Source organism: Rhizobium aethiopicum, assembly GCF_014197535.1.
In the GTDB taxonomy this organism is placed as follows: domain Bacteria; phylum Pseudomonadota; class Alphaproteobacteria; order Rhizobiales; family Rhizobiaceae; genus Rhizobium; species Rhizobium aethiopicum_A.
On record NZ_JACIFV010000015.1, the window covers coordinates 44755 to 58441 of the forward strand.

Here is a 13687-nt window from a genome sequence, read left to right on the forward strand (position 1 = left end):
CATGAGCCTCGCCCCCCTTCCGCGTCTGATTATCGAACGCCCGGTGCGGGCAGCCCTGCTCGAAGATCTCGGCCTTGCCGGCGACATCACCTCGGCATCGGTCATTCCCTCAGATCACCGCTCCACGGTGGTGATGGCCGCCCGCCAGCCCGGCGTGATCGCTGGCCTCGATACGGCCGACCTCGCCTTCACGCTCGTCGACCCCGAAATCGTCATGCGCCGCCACATCGCGGACGGCGATGCGGTCAAATCAGGTGACGTCATCGCTACCATCGAGGGTCCTTCGCGCGGACTCTTGACCGGTGAGCGCACCGCGCTGAATTTCCTCGGCCATCTCTCCGGCATCGCCACCGTCACGGCCGGGATTGCCGCCGCCATCAGCGGCACCAAGGCCTCGGTCGCCTGCACGCGCAAGACGACGCCAGGGCTGCGGGCGCTGGAAAAATATGCAGTGCGGGCCGGCGGCGGCATGAACCACCGTTTCGCGCTTTATGACGCGGTGCTGATCAAGGACAACCACGTGGCCATATCAGGCGGCGTTGCCGAGGCGATCCGGCGGGCGCGGGCCTGGGTCGGCCATCTGGTGAAGATCGAGGTCGAAGTGGACAGGCTCGATCAGCTGCAGGAAGCGATGGCGGTCGGCGTCGATGCCGTTCTGCTCGACAATATGACGCCGGACCAGCTGCGCGAGGCCGTCGCCATCGTTGCCGGGCGGGCAATCACCGAGGCATCCGGCCGGGTGACGCCGGCAACGGCCGCTGCAATCGCCGCTTCCGGCGTCGACCTTATTTCGGTCGGTTGGCTGACGCACAGCGCACCAGTGCTGGATATCGGCCTCGATTTCGTCGAGCCCGCCGGCGCGGCTTAAACCAGCGCCAAATAGATCGCGCCGATGCTGTGATCGATCAGGATCGCTTGCTGTTGGTTGCGGCTGTCGAGGCCGCAACGGCTGGAATAACGGATCCAAATCACGTCGGGGCGCAAAGTGTTGGCAAGCATTTCCGGCCGCTTATGTGAGAAAATGCAAATATTCGGTGTAAAAACTTCTTTTTGCGCTATGCGCGGGCCTATTATCGCTCTAACATGTTCCTGAGCGACCGGTGCACATGCGCGTCTGGTCTTCAGGGGTGAGAAGCGGGATGCAACGGACATCAGGACAGATGTCGACGAACAGGCTTTGCCTGCTCGGAAGACCGCGACTGCTGGCAGCGGGGAGGGAACTCCCCTTGCCGGAGAAGTCTTATTTTCTCTTCGCCATGCTCGCCGCCGAAGCCAATCTCGAACTCGACCGGGAAACCGTCAGGCGGCAGCTCTGGCAATCGGAAGCCCCGGAAAAACGCGCAGGCAGTCTGCGCCAGCTGCTGGCGCGCATCGAGCAAAGCATTCCCGCCGACCTTCCGCCGCTGCTGAAAGCGACCCGAACCCATATCGGCCTTGCCGACGGCTGGGAAGTCGACGTCCATATACTGAAGCAGAAGGGGCCGCTCGCGGCCGAAGACGGCGACATTCTGAATGGCGAATTGCTTGAAGGCGCCAAGTCGCCGACGCAGGGCGCCGAAGACTGGCTGACTTTCGAGCGCCAGCGCATCGATGAATTGCGCGCCGCCCATCTGACGCGGCTGGTGGAAACCGCTGAAGACAGATCGGATGAAGAGCAGGTGGTCTTTGCCCGTCGCCTGCTGGAGCTCGACTCCGCCAGCGAGACGGCCTATCGGGCCCTGATGCGCACTTATGTCAGGATGAACGATCCGGCCGCGGCCCGCCAGTCCTATTTGAAGTGCAAGAGCCAGTTGAAGGAAGAGTTCGACACCGAGCCGGAGGAAAGCACCACCGCGCTCGCCCGCGAACTCGGCCTGATCCCAGCAGCTCAGGCCGCAGCGACCGAGCGTCCGTCGGCAGCGCCCGACGGCTTCGCCGATCTGCTCGGCCAGCCGCGGATTATCATCCTGCCGCCGGAAAGCATTTTCACCGACCCGCTAATGGAGCGCGTCGGCAGGGCCCTTCTTGAAGACGTCACCATCGGCCTCAGTCAGCAGCGCGGCTTCAAGGTGATCGCAGCCCATACGAGCCTCGAAATTCTCAGCCGTTCGGTAGATCCGGCCCGCGCGGTGCCCCGTGCGCTCGACCTCAGCTTCGACTATGCGGTCTACGTCACCATCCAGGGCCGCGACGAGGATGTCTATGCAACCTGCCGTCTGACGAGGACGACGACGTCGGAGGTGATCTGGGCTCTGGAACTGCCGCTGGTCATGCAGAAGATCAGCGAATCCTTCGCGCATCTGACACGGCGCATCGTCTCCTCGCTCGCCGACACGGTCGAACGCCACGAGCTGGCGATGCCGATCGGCGAGGCGCCGCCATCCGCTTACCGTCTCTATCTCGAAGGCAAACGGCTGATCGCCCAGACAGACCTCCAGCATCTGCGCCAGGCGCGCAAGTGGTTCAGATCCTCGCTCAATCGCTACGAGAATTTCTCGGCCGCCCATGCCGGCGTGTCGCGTGCGCTCGGCATGGAATGGCTGATCCGCGGCATGCAGGACACTGACCTGCTCGACGAGGCGAATGGCGCCGCCCGGCTGGCACAGCAGTCCGACCCGAACAGCGGCCGGGCCTACCGCGAGCTCGGCTTCGTGGCGCTGTACCGCCGCCGTTTCGACGAAAGCCTGGACTATTTCCAGCAGGCCCAGGATCTCAATCCCAACGACGCCGACATCCTCGCCGATTACGCCGACGCGCTCTGCCACTACGGCGATTTCGACAAGGCGCTGGATCTGAACAATGCGGCTTTCAAACTCAATCCGCTGCCGCCAGATTATTACTACTGGAATCGTGGCGGCATCCACTTCGATCGCGGCGAATACAACCAGGCGATCGAGGCGCTTGAGCCGGTGCAGTCGAAACAGGCGACCGCTCGACTGCTGGCAGCCGCCCACGCCATGGCGGGCGATATGAAAAAGGCCGGCAAATACGCTAACGTCGTTCTAGAAAATTTCCCCGATTTCCGCAGCGAAGACATCCGCCATTTCGTTCCCGACCGCGATCCCCGCTATACGGAAACGCTGATTCATGGCCTCCAACTGGCCGGACTTCCCTGATTGCATGGCCTTTTAACGAAGCCTGTAACGGTTAAATGACGCAGACAATGTTCCTCTGCAATGGTTAACGGCAGCCGGCTGCCTATCCCATTGGAGATGGACAATGAAAACCACTGTTGAAACCCATGCAGCAATGCCCTCCCAGCCACGCTTCTCAGCCGCAGCCAAGGCTGCGATGAAGCAGGACGAACTCAACGTCACGGCAAATGCTCTCGAAAACCTGACCCATGCGCTGAAGTTCCGCTAAGGGGCGAGATCGGTATGTCCGCCTTCGCCGATCTTGAAACACTAGCCGATGATCTCAAACGATCATCGGCAGGCGTCAGCGACTATCACGACCGTGCAATCACGCCGGCGCAGACACTTGCGGCCATCAGGCCGCATCTGCGCGAATTCGGCATCACGCGCGTCGGCCTGCTGACCGCTCTCGACGTGCTGAACATCCCCGTCGCCTTCGCGACGAGGCCGAACAGCCACACGCTTTCGGTTTTCCAGGGCAAAGGCATCGACAATGATGCCGCCATGGCCTCGGCCGCCATGGAGGCGATCGAGACGCGGATCGCGGAAAATGCGCCTGCCGACCTGACGCAGGCGACGGTGGAGAGCATGCGGGCGGAACGCGCCGCTATGATCGATCTCGATAATGTAGCACGCTGTGCGCCCGATGAAATCGGCGGTGACCCCATCCCCTGGTGCTCCGGACTCGACATCCTGTCCGGCAGCAGCGTCTTCGTCCCCTGGTGGCTTGTCGGCCTCGACCATCGCGGCGAGCGGCCGCCGGGCTTTGAGCAGTCGAGCGATGGGCTTGCCTCCGGCAATACGCCGGCCGAAGCGGTCCTGCACGGACTTTGCGAGCTGGTGGAGCGCGACGCCTGGGCTCTGACCCAGCTGAAATCGCCGCAGCGCCTCAAGGAGAGCCGCATCGACCCCGCCTCCTTCGGCGATCCGGTCATCGACGTCATGACCGACCGGATCACGCGCGCCGGCATGCGGCTGCTGCTGCTCGACATGACCACGGATATCGGCGTTCCGGCTTTTCTGGCCGTCATCATGCCGGGCAATCTTTCCGACCGCGTCGACGCGCGCTGGTCGCATGTCTGCGGCGGCTGCGGCTGCCATCCAGATCCCGTGCGCGCCGTGCTGCGCGCCATCACCGAAGCGGCCCAGAGCCGGTTGACCGCGATCGCCGGCAGCCGCGACGATTTCTCACCGCGCATCTATCAGCGGCTCGACCGGAGTGCGGCGATGCAGCAGCTGGTCGAACTCTGCGAGAGCGACGGCCGGATGCGCGCCTTTCAGAGCCGCCACCGCCGTGCCGCGACGATCCAGGAGACCATCCGCCACATAGCCGACCGGCTGGTGGCGAGCGGGATCGAGCAGATCGTCGCCGTGCCCTTTGCCCATCCGGCTTTGCCGGTCTCGGTCGTCAGGGTGATCGTGCCGGGCCTGGAGGTCGATATATCAGGTCAGTACGTCCAGCTCGGCCTGCGCGCCGTCAACACCATGAGAGGAGCCCAATCATGAAGGTTCTGTTCGTCGGTCCGAGCCTTGGTGGCGGTCTTGCCGCAGCGAGAAACATGTCTCCCTGCATCGATTTCCGCCCGCCCGCCGCCCGCGGCGACATCCTGAAGGCGGTCGAGGATGGCGCCACCGCGATCGGCCTCGTCGACGGCTATTTCGGCGAGCTGCCTTCGGTCTGGCACAAGGAAATTCTCTACGCGCTCGAACATGATGTCGCCATAGCCGGCGGCGCCAGCATGGGCGCATTGCGAGCTGCGGAATGCGCTCCGTTCGGCATGGTCGGCCTCGGCTCGATCTTCGAAGATTACCAGTCCGGACGGCTGCTCGATGACGAGGCCGTTGCGCTGGTCCATGCGCCGCAGGCGCTTGGCTGGCTGCCGCTTTCCGTCCCCTGGGTCGATTTCGAGCCGACGATCGATGCGCTTTATGCCTGCGGCGAGATTTCCACGGGTGAGCGCAAGAAACTGCTGCTCTCCGGCCGCTTCCTGCATTTCTCCGAGCGTACCTATGCGCGCGTGATCGACGAGTGCCATTTCCGCAAGCCGCGCCGCGACCACCTCCTCGCCGCTCTCCGCAAGAAACGGGTTGAGCGCAAGCGCGACGATGCGCGGCTGGTACTGGAGTGGCTGCACCGCGACGAATTCGCGCCCGTCAACCGTGACTGGCGCTTTGCCGCAACCTCGCATTGGGAGCTTTTGCACGCCGAAGTCACACGCAATGTGACTGCTGTAACGCTAGAATAACGGTCTCGGCGAAATGATGCAGTACTGATGGAATCTGAGGCTTCACGGCCAAAGGGGCGGGAACAATGTTTGAACAACATAACGAAGGTACAGGCAGTGAATACGCAAGGATCTTCCGGCTGCTGTCGGCAGCCAAGGAGGAGGCTGAAAAGCTTCAGCTGCGTAACCTGATGCACCTGACGAACATGGCACTGCTGCAGGTCGTAATCGATTGGGACGGCATAGATCCGGACAGGGAGCTTGACGTCAACCTCGAGAAACTGCTCGGCAGCAAGGCCAAGATCGCAATGAAGGACGCTAGCGAGAATCTGATCCTGATCGATCGCCATTGACCTTCATGCCGTCCGTTAGGACAACGTGAAGGAGATCCGGCCTATTCGGCCGCTTCACCGTCGGCCTGTTCGGTGTGAGCGATTGCCTGAACAAGCTTCAGGATCTTCTTGCGAAGAGCTTCGTTTTTGATCGAGAAGAACGCCGCATTCAAAAGGACACCCTCGCGCGAGATGACAAACTCCTCGCTGGGAGCGGGGTTGTCGTTAGCCGTCTCAGGCGTGGACAGGTCGTCAAAGAACGTCCTGACGTCGACATTCAGCGCGCCGGCGATTTCAACCAGCATGCTGGCGGAAACGCGGTTGGAGCCTTTTTCGTATTTCTGGATCTGCTGAAACGTTACGCCGACACGATCGCCCAATTCCGTCTGCGAAACTTTGCGCAGCAGACGCTGTATGCGGATCGTCTTTCCGACATGAACGTCCACTGCGTGCGGTTCTTCTTTCATTTGTTTTTCCCTCCTGAGGACACGGACATGAGGTTATTCGCCATATCCGTGTCTGACAACTTGTAACTGAGACACACAAAGCTAGCAATTGTTTGGCTATAAGTCGTCCCAAACCGAAACATTGCATCGCTTCATATTAGCAGCAGCAAAAAACATGCCAAAGTAGCACTTTTGGGGGGTACATCATCCGATTTCAGGGTGCGGGCATGGTAGTTTGCTGCGGACCTTTCAGCCAAAGGATCGGGACGGCGTAAACAAAAAGTTACAAGGACCAGAGGCGCTGGGCATTGGCGAAGAGCAGCTTGGACCGCTCCGCCTCGCTGCTGCCGGAGATGACGGCGTGGGTCGCTGCAACCCAGGTGGAAAGGCCGCCGCCGAGCGTGCAGACCGGCCAGTCGCTGCCCCAGACGACACGATCCCAGCCGAAACTTGCGATGACATGTTCGATATAGGGCGTCAGCGTCTGTGCTGTCCATGTCTGCGCATCCGCATAGGCGACGACGCCTGATATCTTGCAGATCACGTTCGGCCGGCGGGCGATCTCCGAAATGCCGGCCTTCCATGGCTCGAAGGCATCGGAGCCGATATCGGGCACGCCGCAATGATCGAGGACGAACTGAACGTCGGGCGCGAGATCGACGAGAGCGGTGACGCGACCGGCCTGATGCGGCAATGTGCAGAGGTCGAAGGTCAGGCCGCTGCCACCGATGCGCCGGATGTTGTCTCGAAACAGGACGCCTTCCGAGACGGTGTCGGGCACGACATGCAGCACGCGGCGGAATCCCTTGACGAAGGGATCGGCCTTCTGCCGCTCGAGATAGGCGGCAAAGCCTTCCTCCTCGGGACGGCAGGAGACAATCGCCCCGGCAATCAGGTTGCCTTGCCTTTTGGCGAGAGAGGCAATGTGATCGGTCTCGGCCTGCATGACGGCCGGATCGACATCGACCTCCATATGCAGCGCCGTCGTAATGCCGCAGCGCCGCGCCTCGGCCGCATAGGTCTCATAGAGAAAGTCACGATCGAGAGCCGGCACGCCAGAGAGCCAGGGATAAGAAAGCGCCGACCGGTCGATGATGTGCACGTGGGTGTCGATGAGCACGTTTTCCTCCTCCAGGATGGCTTTGCCGCACCCTATTTCTCATGAATGGATTATTCAAATAGAAATTCCCAAGCTCCTCCCACCTGTTCAGCCGGAATTGACGACATCCGCTCCGGCCAGCAGCGAAAGCTGAGCGGCGGTCTTCTGTATCAGCGTGATTGTCTGGGTGATGTCGGGAGCAGACGGCGCGTTGACAAGAGCAATGAAGGGGCAGGTCAGGGCGGCGATGCAACGTCGATCCGGCCCGAGAACCGGCGCCGACAGATTGTAGACGCCGGACGTCTGAGCGCTCGCCATCATCTCGTAGCCACGCTCGCGGATCTGGTGGAGACGATCGTAGAATTCGGCGCCGAGGTCTATATCGGCGCGGTTGCGCGCATGCTCCGATATCATCATCTCCCGCTCCTCGTCGCTGCGGAAGGCGAGCAGTACATGCCCCGAGCCAGTGTCGAACAGGCTGATATGGGCGCCGATGCGGATCGAGAAGCCCCAATAGTCCGGCGCTTCCTGCTGGGCGATGACAACGGCGGCGCCCCGGTCGAAGACGGCGAGATGATTGGCCTGGCGTGTGCGCTGGGCGAGATCGCGCATTAGCGGCGTGGCGTAGGAGGCAAGCCGGCGCACAGGCGCATGCAATTGCGCAAGGCCGAAGAGCTTCAGCGTCAGCGAATAGCGATCGCCATCCAGCCGGGTGACGTAACCGCGACGCACCAGCCGGTCAAGCATGCGGTAGAATTCATTGGGACTGCGGTCGAGCCGCTTGGCGATCTCAGCCTGGGTAAGGCCGCTGTCGACGCCGGCGAGCAGCTCCAGGATATCGAGGCCCTTGTCAAGCGCAGGAGCGCGATAGCGGTCTGACTCGTCGGTCTCCATTCCTTCCTCCTGTGAATATTATTCTGCATATACGCAGAACCACCGCCGGCAAAGGAAAACTTCACGCTTGACCCTTGGCCAATCGTCTGTTTGTCTATAAACAGACAAATCATAATTGAAGACAGCCGATCAGCAGAAACGACGAGAGGCGAGGCTTCGTGCCTTGGTCCAGACCGGACGAAACGCGCAACGAGAGAAAATGGCAGGCTCTGATGGACGCCCTATTCCATCACCGCTCGGCCTTCGGCAAGATAACCGCATGCATCGTCTCATGTAGACAATCCAGAAGAGGCCCGTGACATGACAAACAGACTTTCCGGCAAGACCGTTCTCATCACCGCGGCCGGCCAGGGCATTGGCCGGGCGACGGCGGCAGCCTTTGCGGCGGCCGGCGCCAAGGTCCATGCCACCGACATCAACACCGATGCGCTGGCGACCCTTGCCGCGGAAACCGGCGTCTCCACCCATAAGCTCAACGTGCTCGATGGGGATGCAGTCACGGCGCTCGTCGCCGAAATTGGCACTGTAGACGTTCTGTTCAACTGCGCCGGCTTCGTCCATGCTGGCTCGATCCTGGAAATGCCGGATTCCGACCTCGAATTCGCTTTCGACCTCAACGTCAAGGCGATGATCCGCACCATCCGGGCGGTGCTGCCCGGCATGCTCGAACGCAAGGACGGGTCGATCATCAACATGGCCTCCGTCGCCTCCAGCATCAAGGGCGTGCCGAATCGCTTCGCCTATGGCGTCACCAAGGCGGCGGTCATCGGTCTTACCAAATCGGTCGCCGCCGATTATGTTGCTCAAGGCATCCGCTGCAATGCCATCTGCCCAGGCACAGTGGAAAGTCCATCCTTGCAGGACCGCATGCGCGCCCAAGGCGATTACGATGCGGCACGCTCCGCCTTCATCGCCCGCCAGCCAATGGGCCGGCTCGGCACGCCGGAAGAGATCGCCGATCTCGCCGTCTATCTCGCCGGCGCTACCTACACTTCGGGCCAGGCGATCGCCATCGACGGCGGCTGGACGATCTGACGTCGGCTCGTGACGCCGCCGGCAGACCGCCGGCCGAACCGGCTATCGCAATTGGCCCATAAATCGGGAGGAACAACATGACCCGCATCACCGACCTTCGCGTCTTCGATCTCCGCTTTCCCACCTCGCAAAGCCTGGACGGATCCGATGCGATGAATCCCGATCCCGACTATTCGGCCGCTTATGTCGTTCTCGATACGGATGTCCCGGGCCTTGCCGGCCATGGCCTGACCTTCACCATTGGCCGCGGCAACGACATCTGCTGCATGGCGATCGAAGCGATGCGCCACCTCGTCGTCGGGTCCGATCTCGGCGAGGTTCTTGCCCATTCCGGCAAATTCTGGCGGCATCTGACCAGCGACAGCCAGTTACGCTGGATCGGCCCGGAAAAGGGCGCCATTCACCTGGCGACCGGCGCGGTCGTCAACGCCGTCTGGGATCTGCTCGCCAAACAGGCCGGCAAGCCGGTCTGGCGGCTCGTCGCCGACATGTCGCCGGAAGAGATCGCCGATATCGTCGACTACCGCTACCTCACCGACGTGCTGACGCGCGATGAAGCGGTCGCTGTCCTCAAGAAGGCGGAAGCCGGCAAGGCGGAACGGATCGCCATTCTCGAAAAGGAGGGCTACGCCTGCTATACGACTTCGGCCGGCTGGCTGGGTTATGAGGACGAGAAATTGCGCCGGCTCTGCCAGGAAGCGATCGATGCCGGCTTCAACCATATCAAGATGAAGGTCGGCCGCGATCTCGACGACGATATCCGCCGTCTGAGGATAGCCCGCGAAGTGATCGGTCCCGATCGTTACCTGATGATCGACGCCAACCAGGTCTGGGACGTGGGTCAGGCGATCGACTGGGTCAAGGCGCTTGCTTTCGCCAAGCCCTTCTTCATCGAAGAACCCACAAGCCCCGACGATGTCGCCGGCCACCGCAAGATCCGCCAGGCAATCGGCCCGGTGAAGGTCGCGACCGGCGAGATGTGCCAGAACCGCATTATGTTCAAGCAATTCATCGCCGAAGGCGCGATCGACATCGTCCAGATTGATTCCTGCCGTATGGGAGGGCTGAACGAGGTCCTCTCTGTCCTGCTGATCGCCGCCAAGTTCGGCCTGCCGGTCTGGCCGCATGCCGGCGGCGTCGGCCTCTGCGAATATGTGCAGCATCTGTCGATGATCGATTATGTAGCGGTGTCGGGCACCAAGGAAGGCCGCGTCATCGAATATGTCGATCACCTGCACGAACATTTCCTCGATCCCTGCCGGATCGAGAACGCCGCCTATATGCCGCCGACGCTGCCGGGATTTTCCATCGAGATGAAGCCGGCTTCGATCAGCAACTATACGTTCCGGGGCTGAGGAACCAGTGCCAGCGGCGCGCTCGTCCCCGCCAGAACCCGGAGAAGGAATTCGCGGCTCTCAAACCAGCATCGACTGCTGGGCGAAGATACCCGCCATCGCGCCTTGCCATGATGCCGTGGTGACCGAGGGCATTCCGGGATTGGCGAGGTCGCCGGCGGCGTAGATGCCGGGGATGCTGGTCTCGCGGCGCTCATCGACCTTGAGGGCGATGCCGCTGGGCGTATCGACTGTGGCGAGCCCCAGTGATTCATGCAGGCTGGCGGACGGCTTGTTGCGCGGATGGGCGAACAGGATGTCGACCGCAACATCGGGGCCGGTATCGAGTTTGACGGTGGCGCCATGGCCACCGTGATGGGCGATCCCGGTGACCCGGCCCTCGACAACAGGTATGTTGCGACTTGCCAGATCGGCCCGGATATCGGGCGGAATGTCGTGACCATCGGCGAACAGCGTCAACCTGTCGGTCCAATCGTGGAAAAGCCTGGCCTGGTTGTGCGACTGCCGGCCGGACCAGACGAGGCCCCAATGCTGGCCGGCGACTTCAAAGCCGTCGCAATAGGGGCAGGGCACGATGGAGGTGCCCCAGCTTTCGGCAAAGCCCGGAACATCAGGCATCTGGTCCGCGATGCCATAGCTCAGGATCACGCGGCGCGCCTTGAGGCCTTCGCCATCGCTAGTGAGGACTGAGAAGTTGTCGATGGCGCCGGAGACACTTTCGGCCCGGCCACTGACCAGCTTGATCGTGGGATAACGCGCCAGCTGCTGCCGCGCCTCGGCCAGGATGTCCAGCGGCGGCTTGTGATCGTGGCCGAGCAGACCATGCGAGTGGCCGGCGAAGCGATTGCGCGGCAGGCCGGTATCGAGAACGGAGACCTTGCGGCGGGCACGGCCGAGCTGCAAAGCGGCGGCGAGACCGGCAAAGCTGCCGCCGATGATGATGACGTCATCCATGGTAATGGGCTCCGTGTTGCGGATGGAGGACAGGATAAAATCCACTCTTGACTTGCATATTTTTGATACTGCATGGTATCGTAATGCTTTAATAAAGATACTGTCAAGGATCATAATTGCCGTGACCGAAAATAGTCGAGGCCGGCGCGGCCGGCCAGCCAACGAGGCGCTAGGCCAAACGATAGTCGACGCAGCATACGAACTCTTTGTGGAATTGGGTTTTCAAGCGACGACATTGGACAAGGTCACCCAGCGAGCGAAGATATCCAAGCTCAGCATCTATCGGCACTTCGAGAACAAGGAGGCACTGTTCAGCGCGGCCGTCGCCGCCCGCTGCCATCAGTTTGCACCACAAGCCCTTTTTGAAGGTGTCGACGGTTCGGCCGAAGATCAACTCATGGCGGTGGGATCATCCCTCCTTCGCACGCTGTTGAGCCCGGACGTCCGCAGTGTCGAAGCCATGGTCATGGCCGACAAGACGAATCAAAAGTCGTTAAGCAAGCTCCATTACGACGCCGGCCCCGCCCATGTCATCGCCCAAATCGAGGCCCTGTTGTATCGGTTGCACGCGAAGGCGGTTCTGAACGTGCCCGATCCTCTCCTATCCGCCCGCTTGTTTGCCGCGCTTTTCAAAGGGTCCGATCTCCTGATTATCGCACGCTTCGATGAGGCGAGAGCAGAGGACGACAACGAAATTGAAGCCTATTGCCGGTCAGCTGTCGCCATGTTCATCGCCGCGCACGGTCGCAACGACCAAGCGGGGGGATAGTCAGGTTAAAGAACGGATCACAACAAGGATCATGGCATGACAGAGAAAGATGTTTATCAGGAAGCCGACTGGAATGGCCAAAGCGGGGAGCGCTGGGTCGCCCACCAGGCCCGACTCGGCGCCATGCTGGCGGTGTTCGGCCAGGCCGCGATCAAAGCCGCCGCGCCCGCGACGGGCGAGCGCGTGCTGGACGTCGGCTGCGGCGCAGGCGAGTCGAGTCTGGCACTGGCCACCCTCGTCGGCAGGCAGGGCCAAGTGGTAGGCGTGGACATATCCGAGCCGATGATTGGCAGAGCGCGCGCCCTTGCGCCACAGGATATGTCGGTCGTGTTCCGAGTAGCCGACGCCAGCAGGGCCGAACTGCCCGAGGGCGCGTTCGACATCCTGTTCTCGCGTTTCGGGGTGATGTTCTTCGATGATCCGACAGGAGCGTTCGCGCACATGCGCCGCGCGCTCCGGCCGGGCGGACGAGTCGCTTTCGTCTGCTGGCGCGGCGTGGCCGAGAACGATTGGATGCGCCTGCCGATGAGCGCAATCAAGGGCATCGTCCCACAGGCCGCGCCGCCCGGTCCCGAAGCGCCCGGCCCGTTCTCCTTCGGCGACCCGGAACGGGTGGCGCGCATCCTGACGGCGGCCGGCTTCACCGATACCGCTATCGCGCCCTTCGATGCGTCCGTTGTGTTTGGCAAGGGTCCGACGCGGGACGCGGCGATCGACGACGCGGTGGAGATGACGCTCGAGGTCGGCCCGCTGTCGCGCGTGCTCGCTGATCAGCCCGACGACATACGCGACCGCGCCTCGGTCGCGGTTCGTGCCGCCTTCGCGGGCTGCCCCGGTGAGCGGTCGGTGATGATCAACGGCGCGACATGGATCGTCACGGCGCGCAATCCGGCAAGCTGACAGGGATTGACCGGCGTTATGGCCCTCAACATGGCGCGGCGGGCAGAGCCTTGTTTGCGATCTCGCGACTGGGGAAAAAGAGCAGCAACGACGCCGATCGCCTGAGTAAATATCTCGCGCGCTTCGGCCTCAGATTCGAGGATATCAGGAAAGCCGGACAGGGACTTTTTCTACTCTAGTCTTCTCGCCCCTCGATATATCCCAATATTCAACCTGCCCGCGAACACCGAACGCCACTGAGAGAGCAATGGGTTCTGCCGAAAGCGGTTTCTTTATCTCGCACCCAATAAAGAAGCTCACGTTTGAATTTGGATCGATTTCTGACTCTTCGATTCTGAAGCAAGTTGCAAAACGCAATCGATCGATTTCTCCGGATTCTGTAAGATATTTCCTTAATATATCCATCGCTTGCTCTTCCGGGCTCTTATGTGACTGGAGAGTTTCCCCATATATATAAATGACCGACATGAAAAATACGAAGAATAATACTATCCATCGATATAGAGCCTTACCAGACGGAAACTTCATTCTGTACCTGTAGATGAGACTGATTTACGAGCGCACC

Annotated in this window: 15 protein-coding genes; 10 read left to right on the forward strand and 5 right to left on the reverse strand. The window is 61.4% G+C overall.

Going from position 1 to position 13687, the window contains the following annotated elements; genetic code table 11:
• The first annotated feature begins 1 nt into the window (after position 1).
• A complete protein-coding gene (gene nadC, locus GGD53_RS19595) occupies positions 2-868 on the forward strand; it encodes a carboxylating nicotinate-nucleotide diphosphorylase (RefSeq protein ID WP_184458543.1) in 867 nt (288 codons plus the stop codon).
• Here the strand turns inward: nadC and GGD53_RS32175 are convergent.
• Positions 865-999, reverse strand: coding sequence for a hypothetical protein (locus GGD53_RS32175; protein WP_281413923.1), 135 nt, complete (start codon positions 997-999; stop codon positions 865-867). The genes nadC and GGD53_RS32175 overlap by 4 nt on opposite strands.
• A gap of 140 nt (positions 1000-1139) precedes the next feature.
• Between GGD53_RS32175 and GGD53_RS19600 the strand changes: the two genes are divergently transcribed.
• The 5 genes from GGD53_RS19600 (at position 1140) to GGD53_RS19620 (ending at position 5691) form a co-directional block, all read left to right on the forward strand.
• The gene (locus GGD53_RS19600; RefSeq protein WP_184458544.1) at positions 1140-3095 is read left to right on the forward strand and encodes a BTAD domain-containing putative transcriptional regulator; all 1956 of its coding nucleotides are present in this window, start codon (positions 1140-1142) and stop codon (positions 3093-3095) included.
• A gap of 103 nt (positions 3096-3198) precedes the next feature.
• Positions 3199-3342: a hypothetical protein gene (locus tag GGD53_RS19605; protein WP_176536271.1), complete on the forward strand. Its 144-nt coding sequence runs from the start codon at positions 3199-3201 to the stop codon at positions 3340-3342.
• 14 nt (positions 3343-3356) lie between these two features.
• Positions 3357-4619, forward strand: coding sequence for a YcaO-like family protein (locus tag GGD53_RS19610; protein WP_184458545.1), 1263 nt, complete (start codon positions 3357-3359; stop codon positions 4617-4619).
• Positions 4616-5359, forward strand: coding sequence for a TfuA-like protein (locus tag GGD53_RS19615; protein WP_184458546.1), 744 nt, complete (start codon positions 4616-4618; stop codon positions 5357-5359). Before GGD53_RS19610 ends, GGD53_RS19615 begins: the two co-directional genes overlap by 4 nt.
• Before the next feature lie 65 nt (positions 5360-5424).
• On the forward strand, positions 5425-5691 hold the full coding sequence (locus GGD53_RS19620; RefSeq protein WP_004668299.1) for a hypothetical protein: 267 nt from the start codon (positions 5425-5427) through the stop codon (positions 5689-5691).
• 41 nt (positions 5692-5732) lie between these two features.
• Here the strand turns inward: GGD53_RS19620 and GGD53_RS19625 are convergent, their stop codons facing one another.
• The 3 genes from GGD53_RS19625 to GGD53_RS19635 form a co-directional block, all read right to left on the reverse strand.
• Positions 5733-6137, reverse strand: a complete 405-nt coding sequence (locus tag GGD53_RS19625) for a helix-turn-helix domain-containing protein (RefSeq protein WP_184458547.1) — start codon at positions 6135-6137, stop codon at positions 5733-5735.
• A 262-nt stretch (positions 6138-6399) separates the two neighbouring features.
• Positions 6400-7236 (reverse strand): amidohydrolase family protein, encoded by an 837-nt coding sequence (locus tag GGD53_RS19630; RefSeq protein ID WP_184458548.1) that lies wholly within the window; start codon positions 7234-7236, stop codon positions 6400-6402.
• Positions 7237-7323: 87 nt separating this feature from the next.
• Positions 7324-8109 (reverse strand): IclR family transcriptional regulator, encoded by a 786-nt coding sequence (locus tag GGD53_RS19635; RefSeq protein ID WP_184458549.1) that lies wholly within the window; start codon positions 8107-8109, stop codon positions 7324-7326.
• Between the two features lie 300 nt (positions 8110-8409).
• Between GGD53_RS19635 and GGD53_RS19640 the strand changes: the two genes are divergently transcribed.
• Together GGD53_RS19640 and GGD53_RS19645 are read left to right on the forward strand one after the other, a co-directional pair.
• Positions 8410-9144, forward strand: coding sequence for an SDR family oxidoreductase (locus GGD53_RS19640; RefSeq protein ID WP_184458550.1), 735 nt, complete (start codon positions 8410-8412; stop codon positions 9142-9144).
• A gap of 77 nt (positions 9145-9221) precedes the next feature.
• Positions 9222-10499: an L-fuconate dehydratase gene (locus tag GGD53_RS19645; RefSeq protein ID WP_184458551.1), complete on the forward strand. Its 1278-nt coding sequence runs from the start codon at positions 9222-9224 to the stop codon at positions 10497-10499.
• 60 nt (positions 10500-10559) lie between these two features.
• Here GGD53_RS19645 and GGD53_RS19650 read toward each other — a convergent pair whose 3' ends face one another.
• The gene (locus GGD53_RS19650; RefSeq protein ID WP_184458552.1) at positions 10560-11453 is read right to left on the reverse strand and encodes an NAD(P)/FAD-dependent oxidoreductase; all 894 of its coding nucleotides are present in this window, start codon (positions 11451-11453) and stop codon (positions 10560-10562) included.
• A 121-nt stretch (positions 11454-11574) separates the two neighbouring features.
• On the opposite strand from GGD53_RS19650, the gene GGD53_RS19655 reads away from it, so the two are divergent.
• Together GGD53_RS19655 and GGD53_RS19660 are read left to right on the forward strand one after the other, a co-directional pair.
• Positions 11575-12222 (forward strand): TetR/AcrR family transcriptional regulator, encoded by a 648-nt coding sequence (locus GGD53_RS19655; protein ID WP_184458553.1) that lies wholly within the window; start codon positions 11575-11577, stop codon positions 12220-12222.
• Between the two features lie 36 nt (positions 12223-12258).
• A complete protein-coding gene (locus tag GGD53_RS19660; protein ID WP_184458554.1) occupies positions 12259-13122 on the forward strand; it encodes a class I SAM-dependent methyltransferase in 864 nt (287 codons plus the stop codon).
• Positions 13123-13687 lie beyond the last annotated feature (565 nt).